Annotated in this window: 18 protein-coding genes; 8 read left to right on the top strand and 10 right to left on the bottom strand. The window is 64.1% G+C overall.

Features of this window, described 5'->3' with window-relative positions; all coding sequences use genetic code 11:
* Positions 1-55 precede the first annotated feature (55 nt).
* On the bottom strand, positions 56-715 hold the full coding sequence (locus tag ACYCVF_RS34680; protein WP_459604174.1) for a peroxiredoxin: 660 nt from the start codon (positions 713-715) through the stop codon (positions 56-58).
* Between the two features lie 392 nt (positions 716-1107).
* On the opposite strand from ACYCVF_RS34680, the gene ACYCVF_RS34685 reads away from it, so the two are divergent.
* Positions 1108-1680: a hypothetical protein gene (locus ACYCVF_RS34685; RefSeq protein ID WP_459604175.1), complete on the top strand. Its 573-nt coding sequence runs from the start codon at positions 1108-1110 to the stop codon at positions 1678-1680.
* Positions 1681-2774: 1094 nt separating this feature from the next.
* Here the strand turns inward: ACYCVF_RS34685 and ACYCVF_RS34690 are convergent.
* On the bottom strand, positions 2775-3056 hold the full coding sequence (locus ACYCVF_RS34690) for a hypothetical protein (RefSeq protein WP_459604176.1): 282 nt from the start codon (positions 3054-3056) through the stop codon (positions 2775-2777).
* 282 nt (positions 3057-3338) lie between these two features.
* On the opposite strand from ACYCVF_RS34690, the gene ACYCVF_RS34695 reads away from it, so the two are divergent.
* Entirely contained in the window at positions 3339-3788 is a 450-nt protein-coding gene (locus tag ACYCVF_RS34695; RefSeq protein WP_459604177.1) for a hypothetical protein, read from the top strand.
* A 66-nt stretch (positions 3789-3854) separates the two neighbouring features.
* Here ACYCVF_RS34695 and ACYCVF_RS34700 read toward each other — a convergent pair whose 3' ends face one another.
* A complete protein-coding gene (locus ACYCVF_RS34700) occupies positions 3855-4697 on the bottom strand; it encodes a GNAT family N-acetyltransferase (protein ID WP_459604178.1) in 843 nt (280 codons plus the stop codon).
* 114 nt (positions 4698-4811) lie between these two features.
* On the opposite strand from ACYCVF_RS34700, the gene ACYCVF_RS34705 reads away from it, so the two are divergent.
* The 3 genes from ACYCVF_RS34705 (at position 4812) to ACYCVF_RS34715 (ending at position 6475) form a co-directional block, all read left to right on the top strand.
* Positions 4812-5516, top strand: coding sequence for an SDR family oxidoreductase (locus ACYCVF_RS34705; protein WP_459604179.1), 705 nt, complete (start codon positions 4812-4814; stop codon positions 5514-5516).
* 84 nt (positions 5517-5600) lie between these two features.
* Entirely contained in the window at positions 5601-5981 is a 381-nt protein-coding gene (locus ACYCVF_RS34710) for an ArsR/SmtB family transcription factor (RefSeq protein ID WP_459604180.1), read from the top strand.
* A gap of 2 nt (positions 5982-5983) precedes the next feature.
* Positions 5984-6475, top strand: coding sequence for an SRPBCC family protein (locus ACYCVF_RS34715; protein ID WP_459604181.1), 492 nt, complete (start codon positions 5984-5986; stop codon positions 6473-6475).
* A gap of 195 nt (positions 6476-6670) precedes the next feature.
* On the opposite strand, the gene ACYCVF_RS34720 is transcribed toward ACYCVF_RS34715, so the two are convergent.
* The 3 genes from ACYCVF_RS34720 to ACYCVF_RS34730 all read right to left on the bottom strand — a co-directional run bounded on the left by ACYCVF_RS34720 (position 6671) and on the right by ACYCVF_RS34730 (position 8515).
* A complete protein-coding gene (locus ACYCVF_RS34720; protein ID WP_459604182.1) occupies positions 6671-7003 on the bottom strand; it encodes a hypothetical protein in 333 nt (110 codons plus the stop codon).
* Between the two features lie 68 nt (positions 7004-7071).
* Complete coding sequence (locus tag ACYCVF_RS34725) at positions 7072-7920, bottom strand: MBL fold metallo-hydrolase (protein WP_459604183.1); 849 nt, start codon at positions 7918-7920, stop codon at positions 7072-7074.
* A gap of 28 nt (positions 7921-7948) precedes the next feature.
* Entirely contained in the window at positions 7949-8515 is a 567-nt protein-coding gene (locus tag ACYCVF_RS34730) for a NuoB/complex I 20 kDa subunit family protein (protein WP_459607325.1), read from the bottom strand.
* Positions 8516-8773: 258 nt separating this feature from the next.
* Here ACYCVF_RS34730 and ACYCVF_RS34735 point away from each other — a divergent pair, with 258 nt between their 5' ends.
* Together ACYCVF_RS34735 and ACYCVF_RS34740 are read left to right on the top strand one after the other, a co-directional pair.
* Positions 8774-9271 (top strand): ferritin-like domain-containing protein, encoded by a 498-nt coding sequence (locus ACYCVF_RS34735; protein ID WP_459604185.1) that lies wholly within the window; start codon positions 8774-8776, stop codon positions 9269-9271.
* Positions 9272-9396: 125 nt separating this feature from the next.
* Complete coding sequence (locus ACYCVF_RS34740) at positions 9397-9663, top strand: hypothetical protein (RefSeq protein WP_459604217.1); 267 nt, start codon at positions 9397-9399, stop codon at positions 9661-9663.
* Between the two features lie 27 nt (positions 9664-9690).
* On the opposite strand, the gene ACYCVF_RS34745 is transcribed toward ACYCVF_RS34740, so the two are convergent.
* Genes ACYCVF_RS34745 through ACYCVF_RS34760 form a run of 4 tightly spaced genes read right to left on the bottom strand, consistent with a single transcriptional unit; the run spans position 9691 to position 14061 of the window.
* Entirely contained in the window at positions 9691-10914 is a 1224-nt protein-coding gene (locus tag ACYCVF_RS34745; RefSeq protein WP_459604186.1) for an ABC transporter substrate-binding protein, read from the bottom strand.
* A gap of 21 nt (positions 10915-10935) precedes the next feature.
* On the bottom strand, positions 10936-11922 hold the full coding sequence (locus tag ACYCVF_RS34750; protein WP_459604187.1) for a Bug family tripartite tricarboxylate transporter substrate binding protein: 987 nt from the start codon (positions 11920-11922) through the stop codon (positions 10936-10938).
* A 53-nt stretch (positions 11923-11975) separates the two neighbouring features.
* Positions 11976-13172 (bottom strand): CaiB/BaiF CoA transferase family protein, encoded by a 1197-nt coding sequence (locus ACYCVF_RS34755; protein ID WP_459604188.1) that lies wholly within the window; start codon positions 13170-13172, stop codon positions 11976-11978.
* Between the two features lies 1 nt (position 13173).
* Positions 13174-14061, bottom strand: a complete 888-nt coding sequence (locus ACYCVF_RS34760) for an IclR family transcriptional regulator (protein WP_459604189.1) — start codon at positions 14059-14061, stop codon at positions 13174-13176.
* A 179-nt stretch (positions 14062-14240) separates the two neighbouring features.
* On the opposite strand from ACYCVF_RS34760, the gene ACYCVF_RS34765 reads away from it, so the two are divergent.
* Positions 14241-15083 carry a hypothetical protein gene (locus ACYCVF_RS34765; protein WP_459604190.1) on the top strand — a complete coding sequence of 281 codons (843 nt, stop codon included), beginning with the start codon at positions 14241-14243 and terminating at the stop codon, positions 15081-15083.
* The last annotated feature ends 22 nt before the right edge of the window (positions 15084-15105 follow it).

Here is a 15105-nt window from a genome sequence, read left to right on the forward strand (position 1 = left end):
GCAGATCATCCCGAGGAATATGAGCTAGGGGATGACGCTCGCCCAATTACCGAAGTTACTTCGGCTGCGGCACGATGCGGATGTAGGGCTTCGGCTCCTTCCAGCCCTGTGGATAGATCGTCTTCGCCTCGTCATTGGAGACCGAGCCGGCGATGATGACGTCGTCGCCCTGGGTCCAGTCGGCCGGCGTCGCGACGCGATGCTTGGCGGTGAGCTGGAGCGAGTCGATGACGCGCAGGATCTCCTGGAAGTTTCGCCCGGTGGTCATCGGATACACCAGCACCAGCTTGATCTTCTTGTCGGGCCCGATGATGAAGACGTTGCGGACGGTCTGGTTGTCGGCGGCGGTGCGGGTGAGGGGATCGCCCGAGATCGCGGCCGGCAGCATGCCGTAGAGCTTTGAGACGTTGTAATCGGTATCGCCGATCATCGGGTAGTTCGGCGCGGCGCCTTGGGTCTCCTTGATGTCTTCAGACCATTTGGCATGGTTGTCGACCGGATCGACCGAAAGTCCCATCAGCTTGACGCCGCGCTTGTCGAATTCCGGCTTCAACCTTGCGAGCGCACCGAGCTCGGTCGTGCAAACCGGCGTGAAGTCCTTGGGATGCGAGAACAGCAGCGCCCAGCTGTTGCCGATCCAGTCGTGGAACTTGATCTTCCCTTCGGTGGTGTCGGCTTCGAAGTCGGGGGCGGTGGCGCCGATCGGAAGTGTCATGGTTCTACCTCATCGCATTGAATTTGCTTATGAATTCGTCTCTGACCCGTCGCCGCCAGTATAGTGGTTCAGAGAGGTCATGTGAACGGCGACTGAACCGCTTCAAGTAAAATACGAATTCCTTCTCGGAAGAGCCGATCTCCTAGCACTTTTTTGTTACAGCGGCGCCTGCGACGAAACATCTCCACCGGGGCCGCACGGGCTCGCTTGCCCCGATAATGCCCTTTATGACCTCCATCACGCTCGCCCGAAGCGCCTAGAACCAGGTTGGTGCTTACAGCGACCAATTGGCAACCATCTCGAAAAGTCGCGATCCCCGTATCGAATCGTTAACCACCTCTTTACGCCGGCATGAAAATGCTGGCCGGTCAGAAGAAATCTGGAAGTGAACTATGTCTGCCGCCGCTCCCAAGTCTGTTGAGTCGCCGTCTCTCGAACCTTCCTGCCGCGATACTGCGGCTCACGCACTCTCCATCGTGCGCGACGGCGTGATCACGGGCGAAGGCCCGACTACCAAGGGAAGAGTCCACTTCTCCCGCTCGCTCGATGCCGATGACACCGCCTGGTGCATGCGCATTCTCACGGCCACTGCGGTCAACGAGCAGCCGGTCAGCCGCGCCGAGGCCGAGGCCCTGTTCGAGATCAACGAGGCTGCGACCGAGCGCACCGACGGCGGCCGGTTCGACGACCTGCTCGCCAAGGCGGTGGCCCATTATGCCGCCAGCGCCTCGGGCCTGAAGGTGCCGCCGCGTAGCGTGGCGCTTTCGGCCGACACCGAGATCGAGAGCTGGGCGCCGTCCTATGCCTCCAAGGTCAACAGCGAGATGCTGGAGTGGATTGCCGGCCAGATGCGCGGCAAGCGCCAGAACAATCGGCGCCTGATGGCGATGGTGGCGACTTTCGTGGGTGCCACCGCCCTGCCTCTGGCGGGCCAGTTGCCGAACGTCTTCGACATCGGCATGTAAGATTGACGCGCCCCTGATGAGGACGCGGTGAGGCGGCGGGGTTATTTCTCCGCCGCTTTTTGTTTGCCACCGTCGGGCTCGGGCCCCAGCGTGCGGCCGGGGAGGCCGGCGGCATCGAAATAGCGCTGGCTGCGGACGCGCTGGAAGTTCAGCAAGGTAGGTCACCTCGGCGGGGTTCGCACTTCGAAGTGCCGAACATCGGTTTTCGGCACGACCGTTGGGCATGACCTCGGACATCACACGTCTTGTTTTGTTACGACCACGGAAGGTCTGCAAAGAGGGCGGTGTGCATACCGAGCGTGGGGTGCGGCGTTGTTCGTTTCACATCTTCATTGAAGACACACGGGCGCATCCTCGCGGCTCATCTCGCCCGAGCTTTGCGTCGATGCCTCACCCTCGGTGAAAAGGGCGCAGGGAAGGCCGGGAGCCGGTTGGCTCCCATCGACCGCCATGCCGGACGCAAACTGCGTGCGCTTCGATGCACAGCGGGTAACAGGGCAACCGGAGACATCCCGGCCTTCCCTGCGCAGTGGTTGGAACGGCTTATGTCGTGCTCTCCTCGGGGAGCGATGCACTATTGCCCCCGTCGCCTTGCGGAGGGTTGATGTGCGTATCCGGTTGGAAAGCACACATCACCGCAAGACTTGGCGCACAGACCCCGGGCGCCAGGACCACACGATTTTGCCGTACGCCGATGACACCGGTCGTGTGCGCGACGCCTTCGCTCACGGTTGCCCGCCCTGCGATGCCTTCGCGCCGGTGTCACCTGCGTCCACCGCCACCCGGCCCGCGTGTCGTGACGATCGCGATACGCCCCTCTTCCTCGGGCCGGGTTGCGGCGATAAGTACGCCGTTTCCGAAATTCGGTAAAGTGGAATATTTTCGTCGGCGCCTCTTGACCGATGTCTCGGGTGTTTTGCCCGACGGCTACACCAGGTCCAGGACGAGAACGGATGTCGTTCATTGCGCGCAGCGGGGGGCGGAGCGCAGCGGAAACCCGCAGGACATGCTCGAGCGGCTGCGTAAGCAGCAGGGCAGCCGACGAACGAAAGCCCACCGCCCGTTACGGACGGTGGGCCTCACGTCAAGCATCCTTACCAGCGATATCTGCCCGTCAGCGTGCCGTTGTTGTTTCCGCCAGGGCCGACATCACCCTGCGTTGAACTCGGAGTTGGATGGTTGCTGCCGTTGAGTGCGCCATACGGCCCGGGAGCGTCAGGATAGTATGCGCGCGGCTGAACCGGTTCATAGGCGGGCGCCGTGCGGTCCCAGCCAACGGACGGTCCGTTCCAGCCGTAGCCCTGCGCCGAGGCGGCCGCGGTGCCGGCCACAAGCGATGCGGCAATCAGGCAAAGGAGTTTCGACTTGTTCTGCATTGGAGATGCTCCTTTCTTTTGTCGGGAGCCAACGGTCGCAGCGCGGGAGCGTTCCGGAACCCATTTACGAAGCACGATCAAATCCGATCAACTGGATATGAGCCGTTGCCCCGGAACAAAATGATCGAACGAGGGAAGTCCGGGCGTTCTGCCACACCCTTTTTTCCGGCTAATCCCGTGCCTTAACCAACAATTAATAATACGTTTGCCGGCGGGCGACAGCCCGGCCTAGCGTGCGGTGGGGAGCCGTTATTCGCGAAGCCAAACGAGTTGGTGCGTATCATGATGTCCAGATCATCCGGGGCGTTGTTTGCCTCGCTCAGCGCAGCCGCGCTTCTCCTCGCTGCCAGTGACAGCTCTGCCAGACCCGCCGGCGCCACAGCGCCCGGCGTCGTTTCTGTCGGCGCACCGCCGGCAACCGCACGTCCGCCGATCGGTCCAGGCGCCCGGTTCCACCGCCGTGGCGCTCCGTGGGTCTATTGGCCGGGCGGCGGCGGATTCTTCTACGATGGCGCCGGCTACAGCCAGCCCTTCGTCGATGCCGGCCAGCAGCTCCCGAGCGACGTGCGTTACACCTACACCTATGATGTCCCCTGGGACTGGACGCATCGCTATCCGCCGAACGTCGTGCCGTCCAACCGGCCCTATGTGCCGAGTTGCCCGACGGAGCAGGTAACGGTGCCCGGCCGCGGCGGCAGCGAGCACACTGTCAACATCATGCGCTGCTACTGAGCGCGTAATCGGCTGGTCGAGCATGATCTGCTCGGAAAACCGTTTCACGCCTTTCCGGAGCATGCTCTAGCCCAGCTCGAAGCTGGTGACGCCGAAGACGCGATCGAGCCGCAGCTCCGGGATCGGCCCCGTGTACATCCGCGCCGTTTCGAACACCGGCTTGAGGCCGAAAGAGACCGCGAGCGCAAGTGCCTCGCGATTGATGGCGGGGACATCGAGGAAGATTTCGCCGCCGCCCACGCTTTCGAACAGGGCCCGCAAGACCGCATCCGCCGTTCCGCGATCGTCGGCGACGAGTGGGCCGATCTTGTGTCCCGTGCGGCACGGACGGATCACGCCCCATGCGGCGAGCCTGCCGTCGCGGACGAGCGCGCGGCCGGCATGACCTGACGTATTGATCCATGCGCGCAGGAAGGCGCTGCGCCGGGCCGGGAAGACGGTGGCGTCATCGGCTTCGACGGCTGCAAACGGGATCTTGTCGAGGCCGATGACGTCGTCAATAGGCTTCGCTGGCACGGTCACGACGCCGCCGTAGCGGATATTGGCGTAAGCGAGCTTGAAGCCGGACTTCTTGTAATTGTCCTGCTGCGCCACGACGCCGTCGAGCCCGATCGCGCGCGCGCCCGCATGGGCGATCGCCGCGTTCCATATGCGCAGGCCGTGGCCCGCACCGCGAAAGCGCTCGCGCACGATGTAGAAGCCGAGGAAGGCGAAGCGGTCGTCGTAGTTGACGCAGGATACGGTCGCGACCGGCTCGCCGTCGATCTCGCCGACGAAGAAGCCCTGCGCGTCGGGTATCGCGAAGCAGGCGGCGTCCGTCAGGCCCGGATTCCAGCCCTCGGCCGCGGCCCAATCGACGGCGAGGGCGATCTCGTCGCGGCGCAAACTGCGGATATGCAAATCACTCATCTCGAGTCGCTCCTGACGGAGGCCGTCGACCATGGACCTGCCGACAGGTCTGGCTGTAGAAGGCCTGATGATAGGCCGAGCCTGCGGCTCGCCTCAATACAGGGATGATCGGTCATGGCAGCAGAGAAGGTTGCGCTCGTTACCGCCGGCGGCAGCGGCATGGGGGCTGGGGCCGCGCGGCGGCTGGCAGCGGATGGGTTTCGCGTCGCGATTCTATCGTCCTCGGGCAAGGGCGAGGCCCTGGCAGCCGAGCTCGGCGGCTGCGGCGTCACCGGCTCGAACCAGTCGAACGACGATCTGAAGCGGCTCGTTGATGTCGCGATGGCGAAGTGGGGACGGGTCGACGTGCTCGTCAACAGTGCCGGGCACGGGCCGCGTGCGCCCATCACCGAGATCACCGACGAGCAGTGGCATACCGGCCTCGACACCTATCTGCTGAACGTGATCCGTCCGACGCGGCTGGTGACGCCGCTGATGCAGGCGCAGAAGGGTGGCGCCATCATCAACATCTCGACGGCCTGGGCGTTCGAGCCGAGCGCGATGTTCCCGACCTCGGCGGTGTTCCGCGCGGGTCTTGCCGCCTTCACCAAGATCTTCACCGACACGTATGCCGCGGACAACGTTCGCATGAACAACGTCCTGCCGGGCTGGATCGACAGCCTGCCGCAGCTGGACGCGCGTCGCGACAGCGTGCCGATGAAGCGCTACGGCAAGGTCGAAGAGATCGCGGCGACGATTTCGTTCCTGGCTTCCGACGGGGCGGCCTACATCACCGGCCAGAACATCCGCGTCGATGGCGGATTGACGCGCTCGGTCTGAGGCGGCGACTGCGCCTCCAAGATTACTTAGCTTCCGAGCTAACAATCATTGACGCCGTATGGCAGCGGCGCTATAGTTAGCTTCATGGCTAACCAATCGTCCCGTCTCGACCATGTTTTCGCAGCGCTCGCCGATCCCACGCGGCGCGCGATCGTGATGCGGCTCTGCGCGGGCGAGGCGTCGGTCGGCGAGCTCGCCGATCCCTTCGACATGGCGCTCCCGAGCTTCATGAAACACATCCACGTGCTGGAGACGAGCGGGCTCGTTCTGTCGGAGAAGACCGGCCGCGTGCGCACCTGCCGTCTCAGCCCGGATGCGCTTCTCGGCGCGGAGGATTGGCTCCAGCAGCAGCGCGCGGTGTGGGAGGCGCGGCTCGACCGGTTCGAGGCCTATGTGATGAAGCTCAAGAAGGAGAGGGCGGGCGCCAGGCGGCCGTCCCGAACAACCAAACGGAAAGGTTCCTGACGATGACGAGTTCTGTCAATCCCGCTCTGTCGCAATGGTCTCTCGACCGCGAGATCGTGATGTCGCGCGTGATCGACGCGCCGCGCGAACTGGTTTTCGAGGCATGGTCCGACCCGAAGCATCTGCCGCAATGGTTCGGGCCGAAGGGATTCAAGATCGAGACCTTCGAGATCGACGTGCGGGTCGGCGGCGTCTGGCGCTTCAACATGATCGGGCCCGACGGCACGGTCTACCCGAACCGCATGCGGTTCCGCCGCATCGAGCGGCCTTCTCTGATGGAGATGGATCACGGCACCGACCAGGACGATGATCCCGGCATGTTCCGCTTCACCGTCACCTTTGCCGAGCAGAGCAACGGCAAGACCGTTCTGATGCTGCGCCAGCTGGCCTCGAGCACCGAGCAGCGCGATGGCATGATCGGCTTCGGCGCCGTCGAATACGGCTACCAGACGATGGACAAGCTGGCGGCGTATGTGGCGGGGATGAAGGGATGAAGACCGCCGTCATTCCGGGACGCTCACCAGGCGGTCCCGGAATGAGGGAGTAGGCAGACGTATCGGGCTGGCTGAACCGCAGGCAGCCGTGCGAATACCAATGCGGCCCCGGCGGAGGGAGGATCCGCCGAGGCCGCTTTCGCGCGCACCATCAGAAGAAGATCGAGCGCGAACTGAACGCGATCGCCGCTGTCCTCAGCGCCGCGTCGTACCGTCCGATCGTGGGGTGGTCTCGTTGCGCATGCCCGGAGGACTGGAGGCGCCTTGTCCGCCACGCTCCACATGCGTGATGCCGCCGCCACCGCCAGCGCTACCTCCTGCGCCGGAACCGCCGCCGTCACCCGAGCCGCCGCCGGCTCCTGCGCCGCCCGCTCCTGCGCCGCCCGCACCACCTGCACCTGCACCTGCACCTGCTCCGCCGCCAGCACCGCCACCGGCACCACCGCCCGCGCCTTGCGCGAACGCTCCGCCGGCCGAAGCGCCGGCCAGTATCGCGGCTGTGAAGATCGTGAGAATTGTCTTACGCATGTCGTTTCTCCTTGGGGTTCTCTCGTTAGGGTTTACGACGGTGCAATCGCGCATGAGGCCAAGCGTTCCTACGCTTGTTGATGGAAAGGCACGGCAACCTCGTCGAACCGCTCGGCGAGAGCATCGAGCGCCACGCGCATCTCTGGTCCCTGCATCGCCGCACCATGGCCGGTCACGACGATCTCGGGAGCAAGCGCGGCAAGTTCGCGCACCGATCTTTTCGCGCTCGCCCAATCCGGCGTGAAATACATGGGGGGCCCATGCATCTCCGGCGTTTGGGTCATTGCCGCGTAGACGGACTCTTGCCGCGTGGTGATGAAGGCATCGCCGGCGATCAGAACGCGGTCGCGCTCACGCCAGAACGAGACGTGACCGGGCGTGTGGCCGGGGGTTGGTATCCATCGCCAGTCCTGCATGAAGGGCACGCTGTGGTCTGACGGAAGGTCATAGAGGTGGGATGCGACGTTGACCGGGCTTGTCGGAAACAGCGGGGATAGCCGGGCGAGCAGGCCGCCACCGACGTTGGGATCGGCCGGCGGGTAAGATCGGGTGCCTTCGAGATAGGGATGTTCGGCATGATGCGCATAGACCGGCACGTCCCATGCGCTCGCCAGCGTCTCGAGCGCACCGACGTGATCGAAATGAGCATGCGTCATGATGATGCAGGCCGGACGGCCGTGTCCGCCGAACCGCGCGCCGGCCGCGGAGCGGATGGCCTGAGCGGAGCCGGGAATGCCGGCATCCACCAGCACCCAATTGCCGTCGCCAGCGCCCTCGAAGCCGACGAAGGTCACGTTGACGATGGCGAGTTGTCGGTAGGCGACGTCGGCGACGATCTGCCGCGTGTTGTCGTTGCGCTCGATATCGGATTCGGGGTGTTCCGCTTCTGCTGCGAAGGAGAGAGGAATTTGTGTCATGCCGCTTCGGCCTGGCCAGTCTGGAGCCTCATCTTTCGATCGTTCCGATCCGCCGGATCTTCTGCTGGAGCAGCAGCACCCCGTAGAGCAGCGCTTCCGCGGTCGGCGGGCAGCCGGGGACGTAGATGTCGACCGGCACCACGCGATCGCAGCCGCGCACGACGGAATAGGAGTAATGATAGTAGCCACCGCCGTTGGCGCAGGATCCCATCGAGATCACGTAGCGCGGCTCGGGCATCTGGTCGTAGATCTTGCGGAAGGCCGGAGCCATCTTGTTGGTCAAGGTGCCTGCCACGATCATCACGTCCGATTGCCGCGGCGAGGCCCGCGGCGCGAAGCCGAAACGCTCGGCGTCATAACGCGGCATCGACATCTGTATCATCTCCACCGCGCAGCAGGCGAGCCCGAACGTCATCCACATCAGCGATCCGGTTCGCGCCCAGGTGATCAATTCCTCCGCGGTGGCGGTGAAGAAGCCCTTGTCCGCGAGGTCGTCGCGGATCTGCATGAAGTACGCGTCGGAGGAGTTGTCTGGCGGTCCTTGTCCGGGACTCGAGGAAGAGAACTTGCCCGCTGCTAAGGTGCCGTCCGTCATCAGATCACGTTGTCGCTGGGGCGAAGCCGCAACTCCCGGTATCGCCATGTGCTGTGAATCGAACCGCCCGGCGGGCGTCACGTTCCTGCCGCCTCGTATCTTTTGCGTCCTGCTATCGCAGGTTAGCGCCGGGTCCTTCGGCCGGAACACTCGTTGAGATACTCAGGTCTCCTGCGGCAATCAGCGCGGCCCTCCTAGGAACAATCGCTCGTGCTTCCCTGTTGCGCGAACGAAGCCAGTCAAAACGGAGGACAGGAAATGGCCAATGCAGCCCGCGATACGTTCGTGGTGGGATTACGCAACGCGCATGCGATGGAAGTGCAGGCGCGAGAGTTGATGGAGCGCCAGTCGGAGCGGCTGGACGACTATCCGGAGGTCAAGGCGAAGGTCAGCGCTCACCTTCAGGAGACCAACGAGCAACTGCGCCGGCTGGAAAAATGCCTGGAAGCCTGCGGTGAGAGCACGTCGACCTTGAAGGATACGGCGCAATCGGTGATGGCCAACATGATGGCCATGGCGCATTCGGCTGCCGGCGACGAGATTCTCAAGAACACTTTCGCGAACAACGCGTTCGAGAATTTCGAGATCGCCGCCTACAAGTCGCTCCTCGCGCTCTGCAGCGCCGCCGGCATGCCGGAGGCCAAGGAACCGCTCGAGACCTCGTTGAAGGAGGAGCAACGCATGGCCGCCTGGATCGACTCCAATGTCGAGAAGGTCACGATGGAGTACCTGACGCATCAGCGCCAGGCCGCGTAGCTTCGCACGCCTCTCGGCTGATATCGAACCACCGGCGCGCCGAAGCGGCCGGTGGTTTTTTCGCGCCTTCGGCTTGGGCGCGTTGACCGACAGGAACGATCATGGCTCTCGGGCTTTTTTCGGTGATGACCCACATCATCTTCAACGACTACCGTAATCCCGCCGCGGAGCAGGCCTACGAGATCGCCTGGGAGTTTCTCGCGCGCACGGGCGCCATCCGCGACGAGTTCGAGGCCTGCGTCTTCCTGGCGCAGCGCATCACCATGATGGTCGAGGAGGGGCAGACGAACCGGATCCGCATGGCAAACCGTGCGATCTCCGAATATCAGGAGCATGTCGACGATAGCGACGACTTGATCCGCCGCGGCGGCCGTCGCGCCGAAGGGCGTTGAGCGCCGGCCAGGCGGCCTTTCGCCGTCTCACTCCCTGACCTCGTCCGTCACGATGTCGCCGAGCTTCTGCCAGCGCTGGCCGTCGAACTGTACCATCTGAAACTGCTTGTTGACCCGATAGTCGGTCGGCGTGGTCGTGACCGAAATTCCGGGGAGCGTCAGGTCGAGCTCGACGTTCTTGAGGTTGGCTGCCTGTCGCATGACGTTGTCGCGGGTGAGATCGTCGCCGCACTGCTTCAGCACCTGCACCAGCAGCTGCGCGGTGATGTAGCCGTAGACGTTCAGGTTCGAGTCTCTGTCGCCCTCCGGGTAGTACTTCGCCATGAAGGCGAGATATCGTTTCATGCCGGCATCGTCCTTCCACTCGGGATCGGCGGCGTCCTTGACGTAACCGACGCTCACGATGCCCTTGGAGTTGTCGAGGCCTGCCGGCTTCAGCACGGCGCTGACCGAGGAGGCGTTGATGTCGATGATGTGCAGCGGCTTCCAGCCGATCTCGGCGACCTTCTTGATCCCCTGTGCCGCCTGCTTCGGCGTGGTAGCGCTGAACAGCACGTCGGCGCCCGCATCCCTCAGGCGCAGGATCTGCGAGTCGATCGTCGGCTCGGTGATCTCGTAGGACGTCTCGGCCACGACCATCTTCGCGGCCTTGTCGCCGAGGCCGGCCTTGAGGCCGGCGAGATAGTCCTTGCCGAGGTCGTCGTTCTGGTAGAGCACGCCGATCTTCGCGTTCGGGTGATTCTTCAGCAGGTACTGCGCGTAGATGCGGCCCTCGACGAGGTAGGACGGGTTGAAGCCCATGGTCCAGGGGAAGTTCTTCGGGTCGGTGAAGCGCGCCGCGCCGGTTGCGGCGAAGAGCTGCGGGATTTTCTTGGTGTTGAGATATTTCTGTACGGCGACGTTCGGTGCCGTGCCGATGATCTGGAACGTCAGCAGCACTTCGTCGCTTTCGACCAGACGGCGGGTCTGCTCCACCGTTTTCGGCGGCGAGTAGGCGTCGTCATACTGGATCAGCTCGACCTTGCGGCCGTTCACGCCGCCCTGATCGTTGATCATCCTCATATAGGCGGCCTGGGTCTTGCCGATCACGGCGTAAGCCGAGGCCGGACCACTGAGCGGCACGGTCTGACCGACCTTGATCGCGGTATCGGATGCGCCGGGATCGTACTTCTTCTGGGCCTGCGCTGCCGCGCTCGAGAGCGCCAGAAGCAGCGCGGAAGCTGCGATGCGTTTGAGAAGAATGCTTTTCATGTTTCCTGTCCCTCCTGCTTGTTATTCGCCCTTGAGCCCGGCTTCGCGGATCAGCTTGGTCCACTTCTGTGTCTCGTTATCGATGAACCGGCCGAACTCGGCCGCGGTGCCGGCGCGCACTTCGAGACCCTGGGCGGTCAGCTTGTCCTTGATCGCGGGTTCAGCGAGCGCGCGCAGAACTTCGGCCTGGAGCTTGTCGACGACCGCGCGCGGCGTCGTGGACGGCACCATGAAGCCGTACCAGCCGGCAGCGGCCACGTTGGGAAAGCCCTGCTCGCGCAGCGTCGGTGCCTGCGGGTAGAGCGCGCTGCGCTCGGCCGAGGCGACACCGAGCACGGTGAATTTGCCGCTCTGGATGTAGGGCAGGGCGGTCGGCAGCGCCGTCAGCGTCGCATCGACACGGCCGGCGAGCAGCTCGGTGTAGGAGGCCGCATCGCCCCGGAACGGGATGTTCAGCCCCTTGACGCCGGCATCGCGGAACAGGAGCTCTCCGGCAAGGTGCGGCTGCGAGCCGGCGCCGGGAGAGGCGAAGGTCAGCCCGTCCGGTTTTGATTTGCCGTAGGCGATCAACTCGGGCAGCGTCTTGAACGGCGCGTCGGCACTGATGATGAGGAACAGCGGCGCGATCACGGCCATCGCGACCGGCTGCAGATCCTTGCGGTCATAGGTCAGCTTGCCGAACAGCGCCTCGGCGGTCGCATAAGGCGCCGCGACGTACAGGATCGTATAGCCGTCGCCCGGCGCATGGGCGACCATATCGTTGGCGATGCGCGTTCCGGCACCCGGCTTGTTCTCGACGATGAACTGCTGGCGCAGGCTGCGGCCGAACTCCTCGGCCAGCAAGCGCAGCGAGATGTCGTTAGAGCCGCCGGGGCCGTAGGGCGAGATCAGCCGCACCATGCGCGACGGCCAGGCGTCCTCGGCATGCGCTGCCAAGCCTGATCCTGCTGCGACGCCGCCTGCGATTGTGCCCAGCAGGGTTCGGCGTGTGACCTTGAATGATGCCACCGTTTTCGTCCTCCCTCTTGTTGTTGGTCTTCTTGTGTTGTTGATCTTCGACGTCAGATCACCTTTCGCTGGGTGAGCTGTTCGATCTCGTGGTCCGAAAGGCCGAGCCAGTTCCGGAAGACCTCGTCATTGTCCTGGCCGACGTCGCCCGCGGCGTGGCGCAATCGCGCGGGGTCGACGGTGAAGCGAGGAACGGCATTGGTCATGGCAACCGTGCCGAAATCCCGGTCGGCAACGCGGGTGATCACCTCGCGCGCCTGCACTTGCGGGTCGCCGGCGATCTGATCGATCGAATAGATCGGGGCGAGCGTTCCCTGCGCGGCGTTGAATCTCGCGAGGACCTCGTCGAGGGGATGCGCGGCACACCAGGCCGCGAAGACGTCGTTGAGCTCGGCGGCGTGCTTGACGCGCTGGCCATTGGTGGCAAATCGCGGATCGTCGAGAAGGTCGGGCCGGCCGATTGCTCGGCAATTCGCGGCAAAGAGGGCGTTGGTCGAACCTGCGAGCGTCACCCAGTGATCGTCGCTGGTGCGAAACACGGCAGCCGGCGCCGAATAGCCGTTGGCGTTGCCGATCCGCTCTCGAACAGTGCCGAGTTGGTCGTGCTCGATAGCGAGGACGTCGAGCAGGCGGAACACGGCTTCTGTCAACGCGAGATCAATCTCCTCGCCCGGCGCATGCGGGTCGCGCGCCCGCTTCCACAGCGCCGCGAGCACGCCGACGGCGCCGAACAGGCCGCCGATCGAATCCCCGATCGGGTAGCCCGGATGGGTCGGCTCGCCGTCGCGCTCGCCCGTGATGTAGGTGAGGCCGCCCATGGCCTCGAAGATGCGGGCGAAGCCGGGGCGCTCGCGATAGGGGCCGTCCTGCCCGAAGGCGGTGGCGCGCAGGATCACGAGGCGCGGCTGGATCGACCACAGCACCTCCTTAGAAAGGCCCCAGCGATCCAGCGTTCCCGGACGAAAATTCTCGATCAGCACGTCGAAGCGCGGAAGCAGCTGCTTGAACAGCGCAAGTCCTTCCGGCGTGCGCAAATCGAGCGTGGCAAACTTCTTGTTGCGGTTGGCGGCCTTCCACCAGAGCGGCTTGCCATTCTTGAACGGCGGAAAGGACCGGACGCCGTCGCCGGGCCCGGGCATCTCGATCTTGAGCACGTCCGCGCCGTAGTCGGCCAGAAGCGTGGCAGCGAACGGCGCGGCGATGATCGTCGCGATGTCGAGAACCTTCAATCCTTCGAGCGGCCCAGCCATGTCATGTTCCGGCGCTTGTGATTTTCTTGGTTTTGCGCGTCGGCGCCGCGAGTTCGACCTGCCCGACGATGGCGCGGATGCTGTCGGCTAGCGCCGCGATGCGCGGACCGATCTCGCCCTCGAGCTGCCCTGGCTGGAGCCGGAAGGCGGGGATGCCGCAGTTGATCGAGAACGACTGCTTCGATTCGCTTGCATGAAACAGCGGCGCGGCGACGGCATGGATGGAAGCCATGTACTCGCCCCAGCATGTGCAGAAACCGCGATTTCTACATTGCGCGATCCCGGCGCGGTATTTGTCGCGCATCACTGACCACAGCTCAGCGTCTTCGGCAGCGATGTTCCGTTCCAGCCGGTCTGCATCGACCGGCGGCAAGGTCGACGCCGCGGCGCGGCCCATGGCGGTCATCACGACGGGAATGGGCATGCCGATGTCGGGCGCGTGCGGTCCGACATCGCCGGAGCGCGCGGTCTCCACATAGATCATCGAGGTAGCGTCGAGCAGGCCGATCGAGACCGTGCCGCGGACGCTGTGCGCCAGCTCCTGCATCATGGGCCGCGCCAGCTGGCGGAATTGCATTCCGGCGAGCAGAGGATGCGCCATCCGCAGCGCCCGCGCGGCGACGCGGTACTTCGCCCGCTCGGCGTCGTAACGGAGGTAGCCAAGCTCGGCCAGCGTATGGGTCAGTCTCGCCACCGTCGGCCGAGGGATGCCCGTCAGCGTCGACAGCTCCATGTTGCCCAGCAGCGTGCTCCCAGCCTTGAACGCCTCCAGCACGACGAGCCCTTTTGCCAGCGTCGTGGCGAAGGCCGCATCGTCGGCGCTCTCCGCCAGCACTGCGGCGGCGGAGGAAAGAGGATGTCGTGGCTTGGATGAGCTAGTCGGGGCCATTCCTAATTATCAGACAGGCGGAGCTCGTATGTCCAATAGATTCGCAATATCCTGTGACTTGTCCCTGAGAGGCAGCTCTTCAAACGACCGAGAACACAGATTTTTGTCGTGATTGCATGCCGTCCTGTGACAAGATTATTACGACGACATGTCAGATCGATTATTTTGCGGAGCGGCTCATGTTGCAGTGGCAGGCGCGGTCAAATCCCCTCGCGTGGTGGTGGGGATCCCTTACGCTTGTGAGCAGCGCCAACATCCTCGTCTGGTTCATGCTCTATCGGGAATTCTATCCGACGGTCGCGGGCAGCCTCGGTGGCGGCTCGGACATCGGGCTGATGTTCCTGCTGTGCGCCGGCTATGTGTTCGGCTGTGCCTTCCGCTCGGTGCTGCCGCGCGCTGACGTGCAGCGCATCTGCCTGTTCGACACCTGGCTATCGAGCGTCGTCGTCGGACGGTCGGTCGCGACCGTCGCCGAGGTCTGCTTCGCGGCGCAATGGGCCATCATCCTGCATCAGCTCGGCATCATGACCGGCGCCGAAACGGTGGTGAACATCGCGTGGGTGATCGTCCCGGTGATCATCATCGCCGAGTGCTTCTCCTGGTACGCGGTGGTGACCACCAACTATCTCTACAACGCGATCGAGAATTCGCTGTGGGCGGTGACCTTCTTCCTCGCCGGCATTGCGCTGTGCCGCCTGATGCCGGAATTCCAGGGCGTGGTGCGCTGGGCGCTGATGTCAGGCGTCGTCGGGATCGCCTGCTTTCTCGCCTTCCTCATCACCGTCGACGTGCCGATGTATCTCAGCCGCTGGCGCGCAGGGCATGAAGAAGGCAACAGGTTCCTCGGGTTTCTGGAAGGCCTGCACGACGTCTCGACGCGCTGGGTCGTGACCCACGACATCGCGCATTGGAGGGGCGAGCTGACCTGGATGTTCCTGTATTTCAGCGCCGCCGTCTGGTCGAGCCTGGCGCTCTGTGCGCTCTACGCCATGGAAGGCTATCTCACGCGTTATCTGGCCTGACGATCGGAACGGCGCTCTGGAT

Source organism: Bradyrhizobium cedriense, assembly GCF_054602315.1.